This window comes from Leptospiraceae bacterium, from assembly GCA_025059995.1.
GTDB lineage: Bacteria > Spirochaetota > Leptospiria > Leptospirales > Leptonemataceae > SKYB61.
In genome coordinates, this window is sequence record JANXCF010000008.1 from 1 (window position 1) to 26,116 (window position 26,116).

The window sequence follows — 26,116 nt, forward strand, 5'->3', positions numbered from 1 at the left end:
ATATTCCTCTTTGGTAAGGATCATTGATAGGAAGCCCACTATTCATTAGCCATCGAACTTTCCATGACAAAAACAAAGGATCCAAATCCTCATCCACAAACAAATAAGCATAATTATGATATTTTTTTAATGTAGGGCTTTCTGATCTTCCTATCAGGATTTCTTCTAACTGCTCTTTTGTATAACGACTTGCTACCGTAGATAAATCGGGTCCTATCCTTTGCATCCCTATGGGGAAAGGAGCAAAAAAGAGAAATTCATTTGGCTCAATTGAAGGATCGTAGCCATACTTTTCGAAATCTATATATCTTTTGATTTCTGAAGTTTGAGTTCTTACATTCAAAGTATGGCAATATTGACAACCCTCTTGGTAGTATATTTCTGAACCCTTTAATACTAATGGGTTTTCAGGTATTTGCGTAAAAGAATGTTTTCCATGCAAATCGACCTCAAAAGAAAAGTAAACAGTTATAGCATAACCTATAACTAAAATTAAAACTATGGTGAAAAATAATCTTATGGGTTGCTGTATCATATTCATCTCCTATGCCGTTTTTTCTGTCAGAAATTCTTTCGTTTTGAATGCTATAGGAACTAATAAGAATGCTATAATCAAATAAACTATATCAAGTATGATTTTTACATAGTGAACAAAACTGGTTTTCGATAATATAACTTCCCAGCTATTATTCACGATATTGCCGTCCTTCATTTCATAAATTGCGAATGATTGTAAGATACTTTCTAAACCAAATAATAACATTATGATAATAAATATAGCTAAGAATGTGTTTGATAGATAAGGATGAATGGGTTCTTTTAATTGATGTTTTTGATAGGCAGTATATAAGAAGTAAAGTGGCATCAATAAATATAGAACTTTATTTGGAAGAATCAAAACATCAATACTTGTATATTGAATATACCTATAAATGATTGGTAAACTTAAAATTGTATTGACTAAGAAAAAGATGCTCAACGCTATTCCAAAAACAGGAATAGTAATATAATGCTCTTTTTTGGTTTGGTAATATAAATTATGTAAATAATACATAAACCCTAAGAAAAGTAGATTGATTACAGAATATACATAATTTCCAATCCATGTCCAAAAATTTTGGTAAGGAGAGTTCCCTAAACCAACGCCACCCGAAATAGAAACTAAAACGGCAATCATGATAAAGAAAGAAGAGAAGTTTATACCTTCATCATCGATTTGATTATAATTTTTAATCACTGAATAGAAAATACTAATTAATGGCATTCCAACGAAAAATACCAATACTCCCGTTGTATAAAAACCTTGTGAGATTGCATCTTGGAAACCAGATGTGGGTGGAACAATTGTGATGTATGAGTTGGGAAAACCAAAATTTCCTAAAAAAAAGGTTGCCATCATACCTGCTAAGGTGAAGATAATTAACTGAAAAATGCCATTCACTTTTCCATAAGTTTTAACATGGACTAATGTCAAGACAACAGCAATTGTGAAAACAAGCATAAACAAGTTATCAGTAATAAAATTCATTTCACCATAAATCCTACCATCATTTCTTCCCAACATGATTGTTAGTAATCCAAACACTAAAGATAGCTGATGGACATAAAAAGAGATATTTCCAACTATTGTTGGTTTTATTTGGTCGATGGGTAGTTTATCAAGTTCATCATACAACATAGATAGAAAAAAAGAAAGTATGCTCCCAAAGATTACGATGATCAAGAAAATTGGGGTTAATTTTCCATAACCAATCACTTCACTGGATGAAAACAAACCAAACTGTAATTGTAAGCTACCAACAAAACTTATAAATATTGCCAAGATAAACCAAATAATCCCTGCGTTTTTGTAATATTCAGATGTAGTTTTATATCCTCTCTTTTCCATAACTTTACTCCACGATTGCTTTAATGTATTGAATTAGGGTTGTCCATTGTTCATCTGTAAATGAATAATTTTGATGAGCTTTTTGGATATTTTCTTTTGAGATAGCGGTGTTTTTTAGGTCAGGTATCCCTACATATGCGGCTTTTCTTCGTGCTATATCCTTAATAGGTTCATACCTTGATTTATCTAAAAGTCCGATATGACTTGAACCTTGTATTCCTTCTCCACCAACTCCATGACAACTTTGACAATTATTTTGATATAGAACATAACCATCGAAATAATCCTCTCTTGCTTTTGAAATTTTTTCTGCTCTTTTAGCGTCCAAAGTTGATATACTGATGTCTTTTGCCACTGTGTAATTCGTTTTTTGGATTGTTTTTTCTAAATCTGGTGATGGTGTCCTTTCAGATGCCGGGGTATTCTCTCCAAAATACCATTTACGATTTTCTTTATAAATTTCTTTTACTTGCTTCATATCTCTTGCTACTGCTTCCTGCCATTGTTTTTTTATTTCTAAATCTTTTGGTTCTTTTCCTAAAGAGTACAAAAAGTTTGCTAATCCCCATTTAGCTTTATCTGTGAGATAATAGTAAGCATGATAATTATAGCCATCTTTTATTGTGTTATTAGTTCCAACAGAGATGGCTTTGAAGTAACTTAGTGGTGTTTTTTCTGGAGTTAGCTCAGCTGTGAAATCTGGAACTTTTACATCTAAGTCTCGTGCTTCTGGTCCATTTCCTTTATAGTCTACCCCATGGCAGTTTTTACAATTCATTTCCGTTGAAGCATAGACAATAGATCCATAATTGATAGAATCTGGTGTTGCTTCATATACTTCAGGTTCTTTTTTACAATAAAGCATCAATGTGATTATGGATAATAAGAAAATATATAAACGTATCATATATTCCCTCTTATATTATTTGATTAATGATGTCCATGCAAACATTCTTCTAATCGTGGATCATTGATGGGTATGAGCTTACTTTTTGTAAGAGCATACCCAATAACTAAAATATACAAACCAGTGAATAATAGCAGCGATCCGATTTCCTGCCAGGAAATCATGACAAAATGACCATGATCTAATGTTGGATATAATACCCAATACATATCCCAAATTTGACCAAATAGCACTAACCCAGAAACCGCAGCCAACCATCCAAAATTTCTCTTTGAATCTCTTCTGATTAACAAAAAGAAGGGCAGTACGAATCGAATAAAAATTAAAGATAGTGATACCAAAGCCCAAGGGTTGTGGCTCATATCGTCGTTATAGATTCTGGTATTGTAAAAGATGGTTTCTTCAGGGATATGCCCATACCAAATCAACAAGAATTGAGAAGCTATACCAATATACGCCCAAAAAATGGAAGAACCCCAAATGTACTTTCCAACGTCATGAATGTGGTTTTCTGTTAGTGTATCTCCATAGTAGCCAGCCTTCTTCAAAAAGTAAACCCATATTGCCATTGCAGAAAAACTACTCAATAAAACTCCTGCAAAGATATACACAGCCCAGATGGTAGAAAACCAGTGGGGTTCAATACTCATGCTTAAATCCCAAGAAGTTGTCGATATGGTTAATCCAAAAACGACGGCAAAACCAGCTGATATTTTCGCTAAGGTAGGAGTATGTTCGAATTTTCCGTCATGATCTTGTTGAACCGAGAGCTTCCAAAGATACCAACCAAATATGATCCAAATGATAAAAACAACAATGTTTCTTCCAATAAAAAAAGGAACATTGAGCCAAGGGGATTTATGCTTAACGAGTTTGTCGGTTTCTGGAGCATGAACCCAGTGATGAAATACTTGATCAATACCTAATCCCAAAATCAAAATGAGAAACACCAGCATGACGGGCATGAACCAAAAGTGGGTCTCAGCCAATCTTCTTATTGTTACGCTCCAAGCAGCACCCGATAAATGATGAACTGAAACAAAAAAGATGGATCCCAACGTGATTGGAAGAAATACCAAAAACGCTAAGTGTAATGAATAGAAAAGCCTGGGATTTCCATGATGATCTCCACCATGATGATGAGCAGAATGCCATGGAAAAATAATTTGCAATATCGTTAAGAACAAACCAATTAAAAATAAACCTAATGCAATGTTGCGTAGTTTTGATGAGAAATGAAATTCGATATTAGAATTTTTTTCAACTCCTGCCATTTGACACCTCTACTTTGCGTTTTGTTGTAATAATCTGATATAATGTATGATTGCCCATCGATCCTCAGGTAAAATTTGAGCTGCGTAAGCCTTCATTCTTGCTCTTCCTACAGTTATGATGTGATAAAACCTACCATCTTCCCAATCTAAAACATTTGATTTATCACCCGCAAGTGCTGGGATGTTTGCCAATCTTGGAGAAAGTGGTCCATCACCTAAGCCTGTAGCTCCATGGCAAACGGCACAGTAGACGTTATATTGTTTTTGTCCTCGTTCTAATACCTGTTTTGTAGGTTTTAAAGGGTTCTTTAGTTCCTTTGCTGGTGTATCAAAGTCATTTGGATCATATAGATAAGGCATATAGTTTCTTGGGACCGTCCCTTCGGGTGGCACCCTCATGGTAGAACCAAATCCTGATTGGCTTTCGATGTTATCACTACCTTTGAGTTTAGCACTATAATAACTAACCAAATAAGTTGTAACGTCCTCTTCTTGGGACTCAACTGCATAGTTATCATGTAAATCCAAAAACCAATGCAAACCTGATTTGTTTCCTGCGTAATTACAACTCCACAAAACTGGTAAAACAGCAAATAAAGTTAGATATTTCATTACAGCTTTCATTTTTCACCTACCTTTTTGATTTCTTCTGCGCCGAGTTCTTGAAAAAGAGCTCTTATTTGATCTTCATTATAGTTTTTAGAACTACCTGATATCCACAAAACAAACTTATCATCAGTTATTCGTTCATCTAAAGGAATTCTACTTGGCTTGGGCATTCTGGATAAAATCATCAAGGTTATCACCGTGCTCAAGCCAGCAAACAAAACTGTTAATTCGAAGGATATAGGTATCATGGCTGGCCAACTGAATGTAGGTTTACCACCATAATTTAGAGGATAAGAATTCAAGTTGGGGTAAGCATCGATTGCTCGAGTGAAGGTGTAGGGAATTATGTTTTCGTGAGATATGGTTTGTACAAACACTGCTAGAATAAAACCCGTTAACCCTCCAAAAAATGTTACGTAGGGCAATTTTGACCTTTGATAACCCATTGCATACTCTAACCCATGAATTGGGAAAGGAGAAAAACAATCAAATTGATCATATCCTCTTTCCCTAACAGCTTTTGCGGCTTTTAGGAGTCTTTCGGGAGAATGAAAAACCGCATACATCCCTGTATTGGCTTCTTCATATCGATAGACGAAAAAGCGATTAATGAAGTTATTAAAGGCTCGTGTTTGTGCTCCAAAAAAAGCATCTAAAAATTTTTCTAACTTCTCGAATATCTTTTCTATTATATCATCTCTTTTAGTGACCATAACCCTTTGCCTCCGGTGATTTTACTAAGGTTTTGACTTCTGCGATCGCTATGGTAGGGAAGAATCTTGCAAACAATAGGAACAAGGTGAAAAACAACCCAAAAGAACCAGCCAAAATGGCATATTCATGAATTGTCATGATATACATGTCCCAGCTTCCAGGCAAGAAATCTCTGTGTAATGAGGTAACAACAATCACATATCGCTCAAACCACATACCAATGTTGACAAAAATGGAAATGATCCACAAGGCTACAGGATTGGTTCGGATTTTCTTGAACCAGAATAATTGGGGTGTGATAACGTTACAAGAAACCATAATCCAGTAGGACCACCAGTAAGGACCAAATGCTCTATTAATGAAAGTAAAAGCTTCGAATTTACTTCCTGAATACCATGCCACGAAAAACTCAGTAGCATAAGCAATCCCCACTAAAGAACCCGTCAACATTGTGACCTTTGCCATGTTCTCCAAATGCTTTTCTGTGATGTATTCTTTAAAATTGAAAACTTCCCGCATTATTACGAGCAAAGTAAGAACCATACCAAATCCCGAAAACACAGCTCCAGCAACGAAATACGGAGGAAACACAGTTGTGTGCCATCCTGGGATTACAGAAGTTGCGAAGTCAAAAGAAACAACGGTGTGAACAGAGAAAACCAAAGGCATGGAAAGTCCCGCTAATATCATGGCTGTTGTTTCGTAATGTGCCCATGCTTTGGCACTACCTACCCATCCAAACGACAATACTGAATAGATCTTTTTTCTGATTTTGTTTACCCAGTTATCAGGTTTAATTCTATCACGAACTGAAGCAAAATCAGGTATCAGACCCAAATACCAGAACACAAGTGATGTGATCAAGTAAGTCGAAATCGCAAAAACGTCCCAAAGTAGTGGCGAACGAAAATTTGGCCACAGAGTTCCCCGTTCATTAGGATAAGGGAAAATCCAAAATACAAACCATGGTCTTCCTAAGTGGATAAGAGGATACATCCCTGCACAAATCACCGCAAAAATCGTCATCGCCTCAGCAGAACGATTGATTGCCATTCGCCATTGTTGTCTAAATACATACAAGATTGCGGAAATCAACGTCCCAGCGTGTCCAATCCCAATCCAGAAAACAAACGTGATAATAAAGGTTCCCCAACTCACAGGAACATTGATCCCAATGATTCCTATCCCCGTTGCAAAAAGATAAACAATTTCAGCTAATAAAAGCAACAAGAAAGAAAAGGAAATTCCAAAGGCTATCCACCAAAGTTTTGTTGGAAAAGTATTGATGGGACGGATAATATCATCTGTGATCTGCTTGTAGCTCTTATCACCCTCCACCATGGTAGGGTGAATGTATTCTAACTGCTCTTTTGTTAAAGTGTGTGTTGTTTGATGTGCCATAATGATTCCTCTTTGAGTCTTATAATATTGGATTTCTAACTTTTGCTAAGTAAGTAATGGATGGATCTACCCCTAAGAATTCCAACACCTTATAACCTCTTCCCTTCTTGACTAATTGAGAAACTTCGGAGTTGGGATCGTTGATGTCTCCAAAGTAGATTGCATTTGTTGGGCATACTTCTTGACATGCAGTTTTAACACTTCCATCAGGAATGCGATCAAGTCCCTTCAAACGTGCATCTTGTCTTGCTCGATTAAGTCTTTGTAGGCAGAAGTTGCATTTTTCCATGATACCTCTTTTTCGAACGGTGACATCAGGGTTAAGAGCCAATTGCTGCGGATCTTGTAATTTTCTGATGGCACCTTCCATGTAATCCCAGTTTTCAAACCAGTTGAATCTTCGCACCTTATATGGACAGTTATTTGCACAATAACGGGTTCCGATACATCGGTTGTATACCATCACATTGATACCATCATCACTATGGGAGGTTGCAGCAACAGGACACACATTCTCACAAGGAGCATTCCCACATTGTTGACAAAGCATAGGTTGATGTACAACTTCAGGATTAGATTCATCACCCGAATAATATCGATCAATCCTCATCCAGTGCATTTCTCGTCCTGTATGAACTTCTTTTGGACCCACCATAGGAATATTGTTTTCAAGATTGCAACTTGTAATGCAAGCCCCACATCCAATACACAAATTTAGATCAACCACCATATACCATCGAGTTCCTTCGTATTTCCATTCGGGCATCAAAGAAGCATTTTCTGGGAACTCAATTGCTTGTTTAGGTGCCTTCCAACCGTTCTTGTATTCAGCATAGGTGGTTTCAATTACGAGATTACGATCATACTGAGATGAAGCTTCATAAGGAGCATTCGGTAGTGTCCCGGGTGAGAAAAAGGCACGATTTTCTGTATTTCTTCCCGTTCGATATACCATTTGGGTTACAGCCAACTTCACGCGCTCTCCAGTGAGGGACACAGGAGACTCCCCATTGGGTAAAGGAGAAATACCGGTTAGTATCCATTGTCCTTCTTTAATGGAAGTGATTTTTATAGCATTTTCTCCTACATTATTTCCAACCTTACCCGCAGAAGTTCTTCCATAGCCCAATGGTATGAGCATTGCCTCGGGATGTAGACCTGGCTGTAAATAAACGGGAAGTTTCAATGTTCCTTCTTCTGTTTTGATTTCGACTATGCTTCCTTGCTTGAGCTTGAGTTTTCTTGCCGTTTCTGGTAAAACAGCAACATAGTTCGACCAAACCACTTTTGTGATTGGATCCGGTTGTTCTTGACGATAAGCATTATTTGCCCCCGTTCCATCATATAACGAAATGTGATAGAAAAGTCCAATTCTATATCCTGTAGTATTTTTTGGTTCCTTGGGTAATCGGTCTAGAGATGAAAGCTCAAACCTTCTTTCTTTTCCGGCTTTTCCGGGCACATCTAATTTTTTTGTTTGATAATATCCACTTTGGAGAATTCCGATCCAGAATTTCGTAAAGCTTTCTTTCGTTAATTTAGCCCACTCATTTTTAAGGTACTCATGAAAACTATACTCACTAATCCTTGGTCCTAAAATTTGGATTAAGTAATCTTCGAAAGAAAGGGTGTCATACAAGGGTCTTATCACAGGTTGTATCACAGAACGAATTCCACTTACTAACTCCACATCACTCCAGCTCTCCATATAGTGTGACAGAGGAAGAACTGCATCTGATGCCCAACCTGTTTCATCAATGCGATCACTAAAAGAAACCACAAAATCCGCATTTTTCAATGCTTCTTCTACTTTTATAGAAGGGGGTAGATGATAAACCAAATTCGCATTTGCTAATAGAACCACTTTGATTTTTTGATTTCGAATATCTTCAATCACTTGTAGGATTTCTTTTATGCTGCTTCCGGGTGAAATGGTCATCGGATTTTGATAATCAATGGTTTTCCCGTCATTTCCTAAGATATGGTTGATAAAGTTTACAGCTATTTGAAGGTTCAACGCATTTTGATCTTCAGCCAAGGGCGAACCCGCAATTACTATGGAACTTCCTTTGTTTTCGCTTAGTTTTGTTGCCACTTTTTTGAGAATAGATGAAGACACACCCACCATTCCTTCTATTTTCTCAGGGATGTAGTTTTGTAAAAGAGATCGAACTTGATCATTTTTAGCAAAAGGTCCTACCATTAATTGATTGTTTAACTCCGCTGCTATCGACAACGCTATGAGATAAGCATCTCCGGGTTTGATGGGGAAACGATGATCTGCATAGCCACCAGTGGTCGTAAACATGGACTCAAAAACAATCAAGCTATTGTAATCTTGTTGCTTCTTGTAGTTTAAATTTCGTTTTTCTGTAAACGCTCTACTATATACTTGAGCTCCCGGGAATGTTCCCATGAAATCATTTTCAATAGCTACTACAAGTTTCGCTTTATCAAATCGGAAGTAAGGAACAACACTCGTTCCATAAGATAACTTTTGTCCTTCTGCAATGGTTCTTAATGTTGGATCAGGACGAAACTCATAATGCTTTCCATTTGGGAATTGTTTGATAAATTCATTGATTAACTTTTTGGATGTTGGACTTTGAATCGGACCTGTTATTAATACATAATTTTCAGATTCGATTTTGGTTTGGATTTCACTGATGATTTCTTCTTTTGAAGTTTTAGACTTTCTTTTGTTTTCGATTCGCACAGCATATCGCAAACGATCAGGATCGTATAAATCCATGATATCAGCCACTTCTCGTCCAGACACACCTCCCTTTGTTAAGGGATGATCCGGATTTCCTGCGATTTTGATGGGTCTTCCTTCTCGTGTGTGAATGATTATACCCGTTCCCTCTGGTGTTGCAGAAGCATAATAAACTTTTTCCCCTGGGGTGTATTCTGGCGATTGAATGACAGCTGGGATGATTTGCTCTGTAGGTCTTCTACATGCAGCAGTTACCATTACAGCAGAAGCTCCCAAGAACTTCATGAAGTCTTTTCGAGAAAGTTTCTTTGATTTTGCAATTTCCATCATTTCTTTGAGTGTATATTCAAACTCAGGGGTTTTCCAGTTCTCAATCTCAGGTTGAGCTTTTTCTTCTAAGGATCTCCAATAGGTTTTTCTTTCCATCTTCATATCCCTCAATTATGCAGTTATGAAATCAATAATGACATGTTCCACAAGTTGTGATAGCAATAGCGTTGTTATTACCAGCAGGGGTAGTTTCTTCGGTGTATTGTCGATGGCAGTTCACACACCAACCCATGTTGAACTCTGTATAAACATAGACTTTATCCATAGTCTCAACTGGTCCATGACAAGTTTGACACTCAATCCCTCTGGCTACATGAGCTTTATGACTAAAATGAGCATGATCAGGAAGATCATAGACTTTATTCCATCGAATGGGGATTCCTGCTTCATAAGATTTTCTAATGAATTGGATATGAGGACTATCACCTGCAACTTCAGTATGACACTTCATACATGTATTCAAATCAGGAACACTTGCATGCTCAGAACGCTCAACTGTGTAATGACAAAATTTACAATCAATCCCTACTTCTCCTGAATGAATCTTATGACTAAAAGGAATTGGTTGGTCAGGTGCATAACCTTGATATTTTGGGTTTACCCCGTATAGGTAATAAAAAAAACCTAAAATAAGGAATATTAGCGTTAGCTTCCCACCATGCTTTTGGAATATTCTTCTGAGTGCGTTCATATTACTTGCCTTTTTTTATAAAATTCTTTAATGAAATCTCTATTGAGATTTTGAGAAAATCTTTCGATTAATTTCTCATTGTCAACTAATTAAGGACTTCAGTATATAAAAAACGAAATTCAATTAAAAAAAGGAATAAACTTATGTAAAATTGTCTCTAAAAATTGAAATAAAGTATCTAAAAAAAGAATTAAAATGTTATCGATATGGTACAATAATTGATTAATTTTTATTGCAATTTATAATAAATAAATATTAGCTTATATTGATTATCAATCTCAAAATTTATGAAGGTATAAATATTAAGTAAATTTTATGATTTAATTTTAGCAAATGCTTTTATAAATTTTTTAAAATAAATTTCAGGAGACGTTTATGAAATTAGATAAAATCACAACCATGACAGCACAAGCAATCCAAAACTCCAAAAAATTAGCAGAAGACTATCACCATTCCGAAGTCACACCAGAGCATTTAATGTATGAGATTTTTAATCAAAAAAATGGCATAGGAGAAATGCTCTTATCTAAATTGAATCTTCAAAAAAACCAAGTGTTAAAAATTTTCGAAACCTCAATCCAATCCCTTCCAAAAGTAGAAGGAGATTACGAAGCAAGACCTTCATCCTCTTTTGTTCAACTATTACAAAAAGCAGAAAAAATCATGCAAAGCAAAGGCGACTTATATCTTTCCACAGATCACATCATCCTTGCTTACATTGAGAACCGATACAAACACAGCAGAGACTTAGAAAACATTGGTCTTACAGCAGACAACATCAAAAACATTATCAAAGAACTACGAGGTGATAAACCCATCACCTCTGATAATCCCGAAGATAGCATGGACTCCCTTTCGAAATTTGCAAGAAATCTAAATGATTTGGCACGAAAAGGAAAGTTGGATCCTGTGATTGGAAGGGATGAAGAGATTCGAAGGATCATGCAAGTTCTTTCTCGAAGAACCAAAAATAATCCTGTTTTGATAGGGGAACCTGGTGTTGGAAAGACTGCGATTGTCGAAGGACTTGCAGGTAAGATTGTAGCAGGTGAGGTTCCCGAAACCCTACAAGATAAAGAAATCTGGGCGTTGGATTTAGGAAGTATGATTGCAGGTGCCAAGTATCGTGGTGAATTCGAAGATCGATTGAAAGCTCTTTTAGATGAAGTGATCCGCTCAGACGGAAAGATCATTCTTTTTATCGACGAGATTCACACGATTGTGGGAGCTGGTGCTGCTGAAGGTTCTTTAGATGCAGCCAACATGATCAAACCAGCATTGGCAAGAGGTGAACTACGCTGCATTGGAGCTACTACCCTCAAAGAATACCAAAAATACATCGAAAAAGATTTAGCATTAGAACGACGCTTTCAACCAGTTTATGTGAAAGAACCTACTGTAGAAGAAACAATCATCATCCTGAGAGGTCTCAAAAGTCGATATGAACTTCATCATGGAATCCGATTAACGGATGGTGCAATAATCGCTGCAGCAAAACTCTCAGACCGATATATACGAGATCGATTCTTACCAGACAAAGCCGTGGACTTGATAGATGAAGCCATGAGCAAAATGAGGATCGAATTAGATTCTTTACCCGAAGAATTGGATGTGATTTCGAAAAAAATCCAATCACTAAAAATTGAAAGGGAAGCTCTAAAAAGAGAAAAAGACAAAGCCTCTCAACAACGACTTCAAGAATTAGAACAAGAATTGGTAAACCTAGAAGATGAGTTTCGCTACAAAAAAGGGATATGGGAAAGTGAAAGAGAAATTGTGGAGAAAGCCAAAGCGATCCGTGAACAAATCGATCAACTGCGCATCAAAGAAAAAGAATACGAAAGGGTGGGAAATTACAACAAAGTCGCAGAAATACGATATGGTCAAATTGTAGCCTTAGAACAACAACTCCAGAACTTGGAAAAACAAATTGAGTCCGCAGAAAAACGTTACTTAAAAGAAGAAATCACGGAAGAAGATATAGCTCTGATTGTTAGCCGATGGACGGGTATTCCCGTTGCCAAGATGCTCCAAACCGAAAAAGAAAAACTCTTAAACATGTTCGATGATTTAAGAAAACAAGTGATTGGACAAGATCATGCTTTAAAAGCTGTATCCGAAGCTATTTTACGAAATCGATCCGGATTATCAGAACCCAATCGCCCTATGGGAGTGTTTTTATTTTTAGGACCCACAGGAGTTGGGAAAACCGAAACAGCTAAAGCTTTAGCAAGATTTCTTTTCGATGATGAACAAGCCCTTCTTCGCTTTGATATGTCAGAGTACATGGAAAAACATGCTGTGGCAAGACTGATTGGAGCTCCGCCAGGTTATGTGGGTTATGAAGAAGGAGGACAACTCACCGAAGCCGTTCGAAGAAGACCTTATCAGGTGATTCTTTTTGATGAAGTTGAAAAAGCACATCCTGACGTCTTCAATATCTTTCTGCAAATCTTTGATGATGGAAGACTCACGGACTCCAAAGGACGAACAGTGGATTTCAAAAATACCCTCATCATTATGACATCCAACATTGGAAGCCATTACTTGATGGATCTTAGCCTGACGGGAGAAGAAAAAGAACGCCTCGTGCATCAGGATTTACTACGATTCTTCCGACCTGAGTTCCTCAACCGAATCGACGAAATCATACTTTTCAATCCCATCACAGAAGAAGTTTTATATGAAATTGTCAAAATCCAACTCCAACTTTTGTTCCAACGATCGAAAGAAAAAGGACTAAATCTACATTATACAAAAGAGCTTTTAGATTGGCTCACAAAACGAGGATATGACCCTCAGTTCGGTGCAAGACCACTTAAGCGCTTAATCCAAAAAGAAATCGGCAACTACTTGGCAAGAGTTATCCTAAAAGGAGAATATGATCCTGAAAAGCAATATGCCCTCACAATCAAGAATGGAAGTGTGGAATTAAATCTTAAAACTTAAATCATTACGAAAAATCATTAATCTTGGGATGCAATATACAAAATGCAGGCGATTCGAATTAAGCATTTTTTTTTGTTTTTACTTTTCTAAATGGGCGTTTGATATTTTTTTGTTTTTAAATCCATGCCGAAGCTTGATATTTCTCTGACCATTGAAGAAATCAAATATTATTATTCTCTTTTGGAAGAAGAAATCACTGATTATGATTGCGGAGAGTTGTGCAAACCCTATAATCAAGGGGTTCCGTATTGTTGCTCTACGGATAATGCCGTTCCTCTGTTGTATAAAGCAGAATATGATTATCTTCGTTCTATTGGGGATCAATGGAAAAAATGGTATCCCAAAACCAAAGAAGATCACAAATTAAAAAAACAAGAAACCAAAGATCAAATCTTTTGTGAATGCAAAGGACATTTACATTGTATTCGAAGTCAACGAAGCATCTCTTGTCGAACCTTCCCTTTAGAACCTTATTTAGATAGACGTGGAGTGTTTGTGGGTTTGACGTTCATCAAAGCTTTTACAGAAAAAGATGAAAAAACGGGAAAGGTCAAATGTCCCTTGACCCAACGATATAAAGACATACGGCAAGAATTTATTGATTCTCACTTCATCTTTTGGGAGAAAATCCTACTTCGTCGAGAAGAAGAATACGAAACCTACCTGCAAACTTCAAAAGAACTTCGAAAGGAGTTTCGAAAAACCGGAAAGAAATTTGTTGTCTTGTTTCCCTCTCATCTGAAAGACTCAAAAATCATTCCGAAATATCTTTATTAATCATCAGGAAGCTTCGGAACTTCATCTTCATTCACATAAGAACCATAAAAACTATTTTGAATGGCGGTTTCTAGTTCAAAAGATTTCTTTTTCGTTGGTTTTGATAAATCTTCTTTTAGAAAGTTTAGATTTGATTTTGAAGGGTTTTCCTGTGATTTAGAGTTTTCTTTTATTTCGTTTGGAGTTGAGTGGATTTCTTTTGATTTTATGGTTTTTGGATCAGGGATTTTTTTTTTAATTCTTCATTCAATTCTTTCGTAAAAAGTGCTTCTTCGGAAATGTCTTTTCCTTCAATAGCTTTGGTTAATTGGTTAATGTCGTGAAGGATTTCTTCCAAACTTTTTTTATGGAGTTTATCATAAAGTTTGAGAAGCACCACCTCCATGAGAATCCGAGCTTCAAAAGTATTCTTGATTCTCAAATAGTAGGATTTAGAACGGGTTTGATAAATTTCTTCAAAAACCGCAGAAAGTTTTTCAAAGGGAATTTCCTTTACGACTTGCTTGATTTTTTCGATTTCTTCTCCAAGAAGCCCCAGTAGATCCCTATCTGAAACCCCTTTTTGAATCAAAATCGCAACTCGAAGAAACTCCAAAAATTCCCATAAAAATCTCTCTAAATCCCCTCCTTCATTAAAGATTTCAACAACAGGACGTAGGAGCTCATCAGGAGAGGTTTCCGAAAAAAGTCGTTTTAACAAATCCAAAAACACATCCAAATGAAAACTTCCCATTAACTCTCGAACTTTGCTAGCGGTGATTTCACCATCACAATAAGAAATCACTTGCTCAAAAAAAGACAGACTATCTCGGACTGAGCCGTCTCCCTTTTTTGCGATCAAAAACAGAGCTTCTTTTTCAACCTTGAGCTTTTCTTTCTGCGCTATCTCTTCTAAATACTTTTGCAACTTTAACAAGGGAACTTTTTTGAAAGTAAAAATTTGGCATCTTGAAAGAATTGTCTCTGGGATTTTATTGATCTCTGTGGTTGCCAAAATAAAAAGAATGTGTTCTGGTGGTTCTTCTAAAGTTTTCAACAAGGCATTAAATGACTCTTTTGTGAGCATGTGGACCTCATCGACAATATAAACCTTTTTCTTTCCCAAGATAGGTTTGAACTTTACGTTTTCTCGTAATTCTCGGACATCTTCAATTCTTCGGTTTGATGCCGCATCAATTTCAATCACATCCATAGAATTTCCTTGGGTGATTTCCTTGCAAGACTCACATTCATTGCAAGGTTCTACTCCTTGGGGATTGAGGCAATTCACACGTTTCGCTAAAATCCTCGCAATGGTAGTTTTGCCTACACCTCTTGGTCCGTAAAACAAATAAGCTGAACCCAATCGATTTTCTTTGATGGCATTTTCGATGGCAGTGATGGTATGAGTTTGTTCCACCACTTCCTGAAATCTTTGGGGTCGATAACGCCTCGCCAATACCTTGTAATGCCCAAACATCTTTGGAATAGTTATTGTTGAAACTTTTTAGTCAAGAATAAAAAAACAACAAAATCACAATTTTTCGATGATGGTAGCTATTCCCATCCCACCACCTATACACAAAGTAACTAAACCATAGCGTTTATTTCTTCGTTCCAATTCATCCAACAAAGTTCCCAGAAGAATTGCTCCTGTTGCACCCAAGGGATGCCCTAAAGCAATAGCCCCTCCATTAACGTTGACAATCTCATGAGGGATTTGTAATTCTCTCATGATGTAAATCACAACTGCCGCAAAAGCTTCGTTGATTTCCCAAAGATCAATATCTTCGATTTTTAAGTTTGCTTTTTTTAAAACTTTTCTGCTTGCTGGCACGGGTCCTGTAAGCATGATGGTAGGTTCAGTTCCCACTACGGCATTTGCTACGATCCTTGCTCGAGGCTTGAGTTGAAAGGTTTTAACTGCTTCTTCGCTTGCTAGCAAAACAACGCCAGCTCCATCCACAACACCAGAAGAGTTCCCTAAGGTATGGATGTGATGGATTTTTTCCACTTGAGGGTAAGCCTTCAAAGCAATAGCATCAAACTCTTTTTCTCCAAAGGTTTTGAAAGCTAAAGGTAAAGAAGAAAGAAACTCAAAGGTATTTTCAATCCTTGGATGTTCATCGTACTCTACAAAACCGCCATTTACAGCAGGAACAGGAAGGATACTTTTTTTGAAGTACCCATTTTGTATTGCATGGTGAGCTCGCTTTTGACTTTCCTCGGCGAAACGATCCGCTTCTTCTCTGGTGATGTGATATATCGTAGCTATTAAATCCGCTGAGATACCTTGTGGAACCAAATGAAAGCGGTTTTTTAATGTCTCGTTCCCGACATAAAGATCATAGCCTTCAATGTCTTGCCCCATCTTTACTCTACTCATGGATTCAACACCACCAGCAATCACCAAATCCATCATGCCAGAACCAATCATAGCAGACGCATTTTGAACCGCTTGCAATCCAGAACCACAAAATCGATTCAAAGTATATCCTGGGACATGGATGGGTAACCCCGATGCCAAAACCGCATTCCTTGCAATGCAAGCTCCTTGCTCCCCTACTTGAGTTACACAACCCAAAATCACATCATCTATGGCTTCAGGATCAACAGGATTTCGTTCTACAATCCCCTTAATACAATATGACGCTAAATCCACAGGATGGATATGGGCAAGTGCTCCACGCTTTTTCCCCTTTCCTCTTGGTGTTCTAACAGCATCAATGATATAAACATCCTTCATGACCGAATTACCTTTGGAATAAAGAAACGCAATATTGACTGAAAAGTCAATTTCATTTTGAAAACCTGAAAACCAAGAAATTATCAAAATTAACCCATCATTATACAAGAGAGTTCTAAGAAATGAAAACTTTCCTATTGACATTTTAATAAGCGTGCTTATGCTTTTCTTATGGCAGAACGAATCATGGATTTAATTAAGCTTTCAGAAAAAGATGTGTTTCAAAGTCTAAAGATTCTTCTGAGTCCTATTTTGAACATTATTGTGGATATCAAACACGAAGGTGTAGAAAACATTCCTCCAAAAGGAGGAAGAATCATCATTGGCAACCATCGATCGGACATGGACCCTTTTATCGTTGCTTCCGTTGTGCCTTACTACATTTCTTGGATTGCGGCTGAATACACAAAAAAAATCCCTGTTTTTGATGCTTTGATTCAAAACACAGGTGTGATCCCTATGGACATAAATGGTAATATCAGCATTAGTTCCATTAAAAGAGTCATGACTGTTCTTAGAAAAGGAGAAGTTTTAGGGATTTTCCCTGAAGGTCATGATTATATGGTGCAAAATGATTTCTCAGCTCCCATGGTGAGGTTTCATGATGGATTTGCTGTTTTTGCTTACAAAGCCAGAGTTCCCATCATTCCATTTGTGATTATCCCCATTGAAGAAGAAATCACATCTATTCCGCTTCCACCAGCCATTCGACAAATGATGGGACTTCCTGAAGAGATCGTAAGACTTCCTTTGCGGACTCAATACAAAAAAGTAAAAGTAGTTTTTTCCAAACCCATTATGCCCGAAGAATTCCTCCATCAAGAAGAAGAAAAGGCAATACCTTACATTGTGGATCGTTCTCGAGAAATCATGGAAAATATCCAACGAAAAGAAGGTATGTTAGCTTCTTAGAAATCAAACTTACAAAGTCACCTTGTATAAAAACTTGTTTTTGCGATATCAAAGGGATTAACTTTTCTTCGATCTACGATAAAGCGACTCGGTCTTTGGGCTAAACCTCCCACATCAAACTTCACGAAATTGAAACTAAAAAAGACAATATTATCATAAAAATGAACAACACTTACGGAGTTCACTCCTGCAAGGATGCTTTTCTGTTGGAGCTCATACCCCAAACGAAATTCCCAATCATGCAAATCAAAAATCAAAGTCCCTTGAAAATACCCTATGTTGAAAGCTGCGTTTTGTCTTTTTTCCTTCTCGTAAAGCCCTGTGGACTCAAGGATATCCTGCCAAAAGGTTCTACTTTTTTCTGACTCAGGAATCCATTTAGCAGGGATACACTTGATTTGACCATCAACGAACCGACATTCTTGAGTTCTTTGGATGTATTTTGTGGGTTTAGTGAGTCGAGACTCCAACTCCATTTCGAAAAATATCTGTTTTGTGATTTGAAGATCAAGCCGAGATAAAAATCGCATTTGATCCAACGCCGGCTGTTGATATACATGATACCAATAAAATCCTGCTTCAAAATACCGAAGCCTCCTGAGAAAAAACAAATCGAAATTCGAAATGTAATAAGAAATCCCCAAAAGATTGGAATGATCTTTTTTTCTCAAATGATCATAAACATAATCATTTGAGATTTTCAATTCCGACACAACAATTCTTTTTTTGCTGAGCAAATGAAATTGAGAGGGTTTAAAAGGATTCAAAAAATTAATAAAAATCTCGGCTTTTGCAACAGGATAGGTCCAACGTTCTTCATTCCGGATGGGATACTCAAACTTTTTGTGATTATAAATGCTTTCAATAGAAAGAGAAAAAAACTCCCAAGGATTCATACTCCATCGAACCAAAGTTTCGTTGATTTTCTCTCGATCGTTATACTCCCCTTGCGTGATTACCCCTCGATCTCTTAATTCTTCTCTTAAACTCAACTTCCGGGTATGATTTAATTCCAAAAAAAATGAACTCGGACCAAGGGTGAGAATCTGGTTTGTATAATAATACTCATAAGATTGTTTACGAGAATAAATTTGCAACGATCGATAAGCATCTTCAGAAATATTTTCTTTGTAAGGAGAGTATTTTTGACCACCATAACCTACGGTGGGTGAATACGAAAAATAGGGATAAAAAGAAATCGTGGTTCTAAAGCTTGTTTCTAATTTATTGAAATAGTTGGTATAATAAGGTTTTCCATCCGTGTAAACTTTACTTGTGGTGTGTTGAAAGACATTGTTCCAGTAAAATGGCAAAGAAAGCCAATAGCCCAAAAAAACGTTTTTCTGGATTTCCAGATTGGGTATCACGTCATTTGCGGGTATGAACTTTGAGTCGGGAAAATTCGAACTCTCCCTCCAAATCTTTACCCTCGATGCTTGAAAGTTCACAGTCAAATCGTCAATCTTGTCATTGTAGTATAAGGCATATTCAGTTTGATTTTGAATGATACCTCTATTCGGCTCTGCTACAGTATAGAGAGCTGGAAGTGTGGTTGTGGGTAGGAATCTCCCTCCAAACTCATACTCAAACAAACGATGGGAATAATTCAAAATCCGAAGGGTGAGTTTTTGGACCCGATTTTTCTCTGGATTTTGTTGATTGAAGGTAAGGATAGAAAATACCTTGGTCCATTTATATTTTTCTTCTGCAAAAGTGCCGTCTTTTTGTTGGATTCGATTAGTAACCCGCAAATAATCCTTTTCTCGAACATCCAACTGAAATTCATATCGTTTATACTCAGCATAACCCAAATCCAAGATATAACTTAACGTGGGGGAAAAACGATAAAATTCCGTTCCAAAAAACAACCCTCTTTTTTCATAATAATCAAGCTTGATTCGATAAGCTAACGGAAGAAAATTCGACAAGTACAATCTGGGTATGCTAAACTGATAAGTATTGTGTAAAAAATAACCTGACACATTACTATAACCTAATTGTGTGATGATACCTGTTCCCCAGGGGTTAGAATAATAAAAAGGCAAGGGAATTAAAGGGACCCCTCCTACATAATACCAAACTCCTAAAGCAATGATTTCGTTATTCTCGAGCAAATAAATCTTTCTTGCCGTAAAGTGAGTGTGAGGTTTTTCCTGCATACAAGAAGTAAAAAAGGCATCACTGATTTCAAAGCGATTCTCTCCTAAACCTCGAACAAAAAGTCCCACAAAATAAACTGGATCCTTATATCCATTTCCGTTGTATAAAATCCCATAGTGGTGTTCATAGTCATAAATGATTTTTTCTACTTTTACATAAGCATTTTCTTCGTGGTATTCTATGTTTCCATAAGCAAACAATTCTTTTCGTTGGGTATCAATGATGACTTCATCCGCATAAAAAAAGCCAGTTTGTAGTATTACTTTTACTCTTCCGAAAATTCGGATTACATTTTCTTGTTGTTCTTCTCCTTGTATCCACTTTGTTGAATCAATATTTTCTATGATGAGTTTGAACTTTTGATTTTCTTTTAGGAGCTGTTGGGGTTTTTCTATTTTTGTTGGTGCTGTTAGGCTTTTTGCTGGTGCCTTTGTGATGGTCTGAGAAAAGGAAACTTTTGATAGCAACAATCCCAAAACCAAGAAAAAGAAAGTCTTCAGGTTCATTTTTTTAAAAATTGAGATTGATATGAAGTAGTTAAACTTTTTTTGTATTTTTTCTTGTAAAGAAACAAATTCTATTAGTAAGAGGCTTAAACATGATTTTGATTTTGGATTTTTATGTAGATGAACCTGCGTGTTTTGGTGTTCCTCCCTACTTATCGCCCTACTGTCGATACGTAGCAGGAGCATTGGTTTCAGAAGGAATCCAAGAAGATAAGATTGATTATTTAACCGTAGATCAATGGAGAGCTCAAAATAAAATCCTAACCAAAGAATACGAAGTTGTATTCTTGATTGCAGGAACCACCGTCCCAGGCAAATATTTAGGAGGAAAGATTGGAACTGTCAAAGAAATCTTAGAATTTTTAGATATCCAAAAAAAACATGATCCTAAAAGCAAAGTGATTATAGGTGGTCCTATTCGCTTCGCAAATCCAGAAATCCAAAAAAACATCATCGAAAAAGGCGGAATTTTGATTTTAGGAGACATCGAAAAATACGCAGAACTCTATGCAAAAAGCCGAAATCAAAACAAAACACTTCTTCAAGACAAGTATCCTTTCTTTACTTTGCAAAGAAACTTTTCTGATGTGGATCGATATGCCAAACATGGAGCTTTTTTGACGACTAAACATCCAAATTATCCATACTTGATGATAGAGCTCGAAACATATCGGGGATGCACGAGAGAACGATTTTGTTCTTTTTGCACGGAGGCTTTTTACGGAAAACCCCAATTTCGTTCTGTAGAAGGGATTTTAGAAGAAGTTGGTGCTCTCTATCACTTCGGAAATCGCTATTTTCGTTTGGGACGTCAAGCTGATATTTATACTTATCTGCCGGATCAAAAAGAATTCAAGAATACTTTTCCAAGACCTAATCCTGAAAGTATCCGGAAGCTTTACGAAGGGATCCGAAGACAAGCTCCCGATCTGAAGGTTCTCCATCTTGATAACGTAAATCCTGGACTTCTCAGCACATTCCCAGAAGAATCAAGAGAAATCTCGAAAATCATCACTACTTATAACACCCCAGGAGATACCGCAGCAATGGGGATTGAGTCGATCGATCCCGTAGTCATCCAACAAAATGACTTAAAATGCAACGAAGAAGAAGCCATCAAAGCCATAGAAATCATTAATGAATATGGAGCTCAAAGAAAAGATGGTCTTCCCATTTTGCTACCGGGTTTGAACTTCATTCACGGACTCATGGGAGAAACCGAAAAAACGTTCGAATTGAATTATCGGTTTTTGTTAAAAATCAAAGAACGTGGATTACTTTTACGAAGGATCAACATCCGACAAGTGATGATTTATCGAAAAACAAAGCTCTATCGTTATTATAAAAACAATCAATCCTATAAAAAAATAGAAAAACTTCATAATCGCTTTTTGTTTTATCGAGATAAGATCCGAAAGGAAATTGATCATTATTTCCTCAAACAAAACTTCCCCAAAAACACTATTCTTCGAGAAGTGATTTTAGAATACGAAAATGCTGGGTATTATTTTGGACGTCAGCTGGGTTCTTACCCCATCACCGTAAAAATCCCCAAAGATGATCAAAAAGCAAAAAAAGCATTTGAAAGCAAAACCCCCATCGATGTAGTAATTACGGGTTGGGAAGAACGCAGCATTCACGGATTAACACATCCGATAGAAATCCAATACTTAGGATGGAAAGCCATCCAAACTATCCCTAACATCTCAAAAAGAGGAGCCTATGAACTTTTTTTAAAAAGCAAAGAGTTCAAAAAAAATCCAGTTTTATAACAACAAAAACATGACTCATGAAAATAACTTTTCATAAGTTCTTTTTTGATTTTGTTTATTTCTGATAAAATATCCTTTTGACCTACCAACCATGACTTTACGATATTCATTTTTGATTTTGACGATAACTATCATCGGAGGTTGTAAAACCTATGAAGAGGCAAAGTTAGCAAAGCAATATTTCCCTCAGGGAAAATTCATTTCTTTATTGAACCATCAAGTTTTTGTGATAGAAAAAAATAGCCAGAATTCTCATCTCACACCGATTGTATTTATCCATGGGTTCTCAAGCAACGTTCACACATGGGAACTCATCTTTTCCGATACTCAGCTATCAAATCCGATGGTTGCTATAGACCTTTTAGGTTTTGGTTTCTCTGATAAACCCAATATAACTTATGATAGAAAACTTTACGTAGATCAAATCCATTCTCTTTTGGAGTTCTATCATTTCGATAAAGTGATTCTTGTAGGGAACTCCATGGGGGGTGAGATTTCTCTTCGTTATACCCTCAATCATCCAGAAAAAGTCAGCAAACTTGTTTTGATTTGCAGTGCTGGATTGATTGAAGGTTTTGATGCTCCCAAAATCATTAAATACCCTATGGTAGTTTTGCTTCGCTCCACAAATTTCTTGTTTCGCAATCGATATAGCATCAAATTTTTTTTATCTGATGCTTTTTATGATAAAACCAAAGTTGACAAAAGAAAGATTGATTTATACACACTTCCACTTCGCACAAAAAATGGATATGAGGCTCATATAGGTTTGTTCTTGAGTTCTTATCAACCCATATCTCTGGACTCACTACAAAAAATCCAAATTCCCGTATTGATCATTTGGGGTGAACATGATCGTTGGATACCATTGGAACATGCTTATCTTTTTTATCAAAACCTTCCCAGAGCTCAATTGGTAATACTTCCTGAGGTCGGGCATCTTCCTCAAGAAGAAGATCCAGGAGTTGTGATCTTTTATTTAAAAGAATTTATAAATTCAAAATAGTTTAATTTTTATAAATTAATTCGAATAATTTATCAACACCTTCTTCGAAAAGTGCTGGACCAGGTTGAAGGATAACCTCTGGTTCAATTTCATAAATACGCTGATTCTTCACAGCATTAGTAGAAGAAAAATTTTCTTTGACCCAATCGAAATTTGTTTTCTTCCCACACCAACAGTTAATAATTACATCTGGATTTCTTGCAAGGATTTCTTCTTTTGGAACAATTCGCTCCTTCGCACTCTTTTTAGTTTTCAATTCCGGAAATAGTGGTTGCGTATTCAATATTTCTAATAGTTCTTCTACCCAAGTTATTCCGCTTATGATGGGTTCGTCCCATTCCATAAAGAACACTTTGTGTTTTGTTGGGAATTTTTTAGCTTCTTGTGCGTAAAACTCTAACTTGTTTTTCCATCTTTGGATTAGAGTTTCGGTTTTTTCTTTTTGATCTATTAGCAATCCTAACCAATAAAGAATTTGAAAGATATCTTCAATACTTCTTGGATTGGCTATAAATACATGATGATGATTCTGTATTAGTTCTTTTGCCACCTCTGCTTGAAGATCCGAAAACCCCAAAATCAAATCAGGCTTTAATTGATTGATTTTTTCCACATTGACTTTTACAAAAGAAGACACGATGGGTTTTTCTTTGATGGCGTTGGAAGGACGTTTTACGTAGGATGAGATTCCAACAATTCTATCCTCCTCTCCTAATAAATACAAGAATTCGACGTATTCTTCTGTGAGGCAGACTATTCGTTTCGGAGTCATTATAGAAACCCCCAGGAAGGGGGTTTCGAAAGAAATTAAAATGTATGGAAACGTTTTTTGTCTTCAATCAAAATATCGACAACAGAAGGATCAGCTAAGGTGCTTGTATCACCCAAGTCTGTGAAAACTCCTTCGGCAATCTTTCTCAAGATTCTTCGCATGATTTTTCCTGAGCGAGTTTTGGGAAGTCCAGGCGCCCACTGGATAACATCTGGTCTTGCTATTTTTCCAATTTTCTCAGCTACTATATCAATTAATTCTTTTTTAAGCTCATCATTGGGTTGATAACCGACTTTTAGAGTTACATAAGCATAGATACCTTGACCTTTGATCTCATGAGGAAAACCCACTACGGCAGCTTCAGCGACAGCAGGATGTTCAACCAAGGCACTTTCAATCTCTGCAGTTCCAATTCTATGACCAGAGACATTCAAAACATCGTCCACTCTACCAGTGATGATATAATATCCGTCCTTTGTGCGTTTAGCTCCATCACCAGTGAAATAATAACCTTTATACTGAGTAAAATAAGTATTATAGAATCGATCAGGATCACCATAAACTCCTCTCATCATTGATGGCCATGGGAACTTGATGCAAAGATTTCCACTGGCTTCCATTTCTGTGATCTCTTTTCCTTCATTGTCGACAAGAACTGGTTGAACTCCAAAGAAGGGTTTTGTTGCTGAACCGGGTATCATATCAATCGCACCAGGCAATGGAGTAATCATGATTGCTCCTGTTTCTGTTTGCCACCAAGTATCGACAATTGGACATCTTCCTTTTCCAACGTTTTCATAGTACCATTCCCAAGCTTCAGGGTTGATCGGCTCCCCTACACTACCTAACAAACGTAAAGAATCAAGGTTGTATTTTTGAACCCATTGAACACCTTCTTTCATCAAGGCTCGAATGGCTGTTGGTGCTGTGTAGAAAACATTCACTTGGTATCGATCTACTACTTCCCAATATCTGCCGGGATCAGGATAAGTTGGCACACCTTCGAACATGATACTCGTTGCACCATTGGACAAAGGACCATACACTATATAGCTATGACCTGTGATCCATCCAATGTCCGCTGTACACCAGTAAGTATCTTCTGGCTTATGATCAAACACATAATAAAAAGTTGTATTAACACCTAAAAGATAACCTGCGGTAGTATGCATTACTCCTTTGGGTTTTCCTGTTGAACCAGAAGTGTACAAAATAAACAAAGGATCTTCTGAATCCATTTCTTCTGGTGGACACTCCTTAGGAATATCACCAGCAAGGATATCATGTAAGTGATGATCCCTTCCTTCAACCCAATGCGTGTAGTGTCCTTTTCCTACCCTTTCAACTACAATTACGTGATCAACTTTATGAGAGGATTTTCTCAATGCCTCATCCACATTTTTCTTCATGTCGATGATTTTTCCACCACGATAACCAGCATCAGAAGTAATAATCAAAGAAGGCTTTGCATCTTCTATTCTTGATTGTAAAGAGTCAGCTGAGAAACCACCAAACACTACGGAATGAATTGCCCCTATTCTTGCACATGCCAACATAAAAATGGGGAGTTCCAAAATCATGGGAAGATAAATCAATACACGATCACCTTTTTTGATACCAAATTTTTTTAATACATTTGCGTATATCTGAACCTCTCGATGTAATTGCTGATAGGTTAAAGTTTTTTCATCCCCTGGTTTGTCTCCTACCCAGATTAGAGCTGCCTTATTTTTTGTTGGAGAATTGAGATGTCTATCAATGCAGTTATAAGAGACATTCAATTTACCGCCGATGAACCACTTGACCTTAGCGTTTGCAAAATCATGTTCTAAAACCTTATCCCACTTCTTGAACCAGGTGATACGTTTTTCCGCTAATTCTGCCCAGAACCCCTCAGGATCTTCAATGGAACGCTTATACATTTCCTCATATTGTTCTTTGGTGATATTTGCTCTTTTTATGAATTCTTCAGGCGCTTTGTATACTGTATCATACATACACACTCTC

General features: G+C 36.8%; 19 protein-coding genes. 5 read left to right on the top strand and 14 right to left on the bottom strand.

From position 1 onward, the window contains the following. From NZ853_10040 to NZ853_10080, 9 genes are all read right to left on the bottom strand, one after another. Window positions 1-535: cbb3-type cytochrome c oxidase subunit II (locus NZ853_10040; protein ID MCS7206024.1), on the bottom strand; the 535-nt coding region annotated here is incomplete at its 3' end. Window positions 536-544: 9 nt separating this feature from the next. After that, window positions 545-1,888: a hypothetical protein gene (locus NZ853_10045; protein MCS7206025.1), complete on the bottom strand. Its 1,344-nt coding sequence runs from the start codon at window positions 1,886-1,888 to the stop codon at window positions 545-547. A gap of 4 nt (window positions 1,889-1,892) precedes the next feature. Then, on the bottom strand, window positions 1,893-2,795 hold the full coding sequence (locus NZ853_10050) for a cytochrome c (GenBank protein MCS7206026.1): 903 nt from the start codon (window positions 2,793-2,795) through the stop codon (window positions 1,893-1,895). Window positions 2,796-2,818: 23 nt separating this feature from the next. Further along, on the bottom strand, window positions 2,819-4,069 hold the full coding sequence (locus NZ853_10055; protein MCS7206027.1) for a hypothetical protein: 1,251 nt from the start codon (window positions 4,067-4,069) through the stop codon (window positions 2,819-2,821). A 9-nt stretch (window positions 4,070-4,078) separates the two neighbouring features. Beyond that, entirely contained in the window at window positions 4,079-4,681 is a 603-nt protein-coding gene (locus NZ853_10060) for a cytochrome c (GenBank protein MCS7206028.1), read from the bottom strand. Window positions 4,682-4,689: 8 nt separating this feature from the next. Further along, window positions 4,690-5,391: a DUF3341 domain-containing protein gene (locus tag NZ853_10065; GenBank protein ID MCS7206029.1), complete on the bottom strand. Its 702-nt coding sequence runs from the start codon at window positions 5,389-5,391 to the stop codon at window positions 4,690-4,692. Continuing rightward, on the bottom strand, window positions 5,381-6,793 hold the full coding sequence (nrfD, locus tag NZ853_10070; protein MCS7206030.1) for a polysulfide reductase NrfD: 1,413 nt from the start codon (window positions 6,791-6,793) through the stop codon (window positions 5,381-5,383). The genes NZ853_10065 and nrfD overlap by 11 nt, the downstream gene beginning before the upstream one ends. Window positions 6,794-6,812: 19 nt before the next feature. Beyond that, window positions 6,813-9,935, bottom strand: a complete 3,123-nt coding sequence (locus NZ853_10075; protein ID MCS7206031.1) for a TAT-variant-translocated molybdopterin oxidoreductase — start codon at window positions 9,933-9,935, stop codon at window positions 6,813-6,815. Window positions 9,936-9,966: 31 nt separating this feature from the next. Continuing rightward, window positions 9,967-10,530, bottom strand: coding sequence for a cytochrome c family protein (locus tag NZ853_10080; GenBank protein MCS7206032.1), 564 nt, complete (start codon window positions 10,528-10,530; stop codon window positions 9,967-9,969). 375 nt (window positions 10,531-10,905) lie between these two features. Here NZ853_10080 and clpB point away from each other — a divergent pair, with 375 nt between their 5' ends. Further along, window positions 10,906-13,479 (top strand): ATP-dependent chaperone ClpB, encoded by a 2,574-nt coding sequence (gene clpB / locus NZ853_10085; GenBank protein ID MCS7206033.1) that lies wholly within the window; start codon window positions 10,906-10,908, stop codon window positions 13,477-13,479. 123 nt (window positions 13,480-13,602) lie between these two features. Beyond that, the gene (locus NZ853_10090) at window positions 13,603-14,256 is read left to right on the top strand and encodes a hypothetical protein (GenBank protein ID MCS7206034.1); all 654 of its coding nucleotides are present in this window, start codon (window positions 13,603-13,605) and stop codon (window positions 14,254-14,256) included. 205 nt (window positions 14,257-14,461) lie between these two features. Here the strand turns inward: NZ853_10090 and dnaX are convergent, their stop codons facing one another. Both dnaX and NZ853_10100 read right to left on the bottom strand, forming a co-directional pair. Beyond that, window positions 14,462-15,715, bottom strand: a complete 1,254-nt coding sequence (gene dnaX, locus NZ853_10095; protein ID MCS7206035.1) for a DNA polymerase III subunit gamma/tau — start codon at window positions 15,713-15,715, stop codon at window positions 14,462-14,464. 54 nt (window positions 15,716-15,769) lie between these two features. Continuing rightward, a complete protein-coding gene (locus NZ853_10100) occupies window positions 15,770-16,981 on the bottom strand; it encodes an acetyl-CoA C-acetyltransferase (protein MCS7206036.1) in 1,212 nt (403 codons plus the stop codon). 171 nt (window positions 16,982-17,152) lie between these two features. On the opposite strand from NZ853_10100, the gene NZ853_10105 reads away from it, so the two are divergent. Next, on the top strand, window positions 17,153-17,893 hold the full coding sequence (locus NZ853_10105; protein MCS7206037.1) for a 1-acyl-sn-glycerol-3-phosphate acyltransferase: 741 nt from the start codon (window positions 17,153-17,155) through the stop codon (window positions 17,891-17,893). A gap of 17 nt (window positions 17,894-17,910) precedes the next feature. Here NZ853_10105 and NZ853_10110 read toward each other — a convergent pair whose 3' ends face one another. Further along, on the bottom strand, window positions 17,911-20,559 hold the full coding sequence (locus tag NZ853_10110) for a hypothetical protein (protein MCS7206038.1): 2,649 nt from the start codon (window positions 20,557-20,559) through the stop codon (window positions 17,911-17,913). Between the two features lie 92 nt (window positions 20,560-20,651). On the opposite strand from NZ853_10110, the gene NZ853_10115 reads away from it, so the two are divergent. Together NZ853_10115 and NZ853_10120 are read left to right on the top strand one after the other, a co-directional pair. Then, a complete protein-coding gene (locus tag NZ853_10115; protein ID MCS7206039.1) occupies window positions 20,652-22,331 on the top strand; it encodes a radical SAM protein in 1,680 nt (559 codons plus the stop codon). A 91-nt stretch (window positions 22,332-22,422) separates the two neighbouring features. Further along, window positions 22,423-23,337, top strand: coding sequence for an alpha/beta hydrolase (locus tag NZ853_10120; protein MCS7206040.1), 915 nt, complete (start codon window positions 22,423-22,425; stop codon window positions 23,335-23,337). A gap of 1 nt (window position 23,338) precedes the next feature. Here NZ853_10120 and NZ853_10125 read toward each other — a convergent pair whose 3' ends face one another. Further along, window positions 23,339-24,109: an ABC transporter substrate-binding protein gene (locus NZ853_10125; GenBank protein ID MCS7206041.1), complete on the bottom strand. Its 771-nt coding sequence runs from the start codon at window positions 24,107-24,109 to the stop codon at window positions 23,339-23,341. Window positions 24,110-24,144: 35 nt separating this feature from the next. Further along, window positions 24,145-26,106, bottom strand: coding sequence for an acetate--CoA ligase (gene acs, locus NZ853_10130; GenBank protein MCS7206042.1), 1,962 nt, complete (start codon window positions 26,104-26,106; stop codon window positions 24,145-24,147). Window positions 26,107-26,116 lie beyond the last annotated feature (10 nt).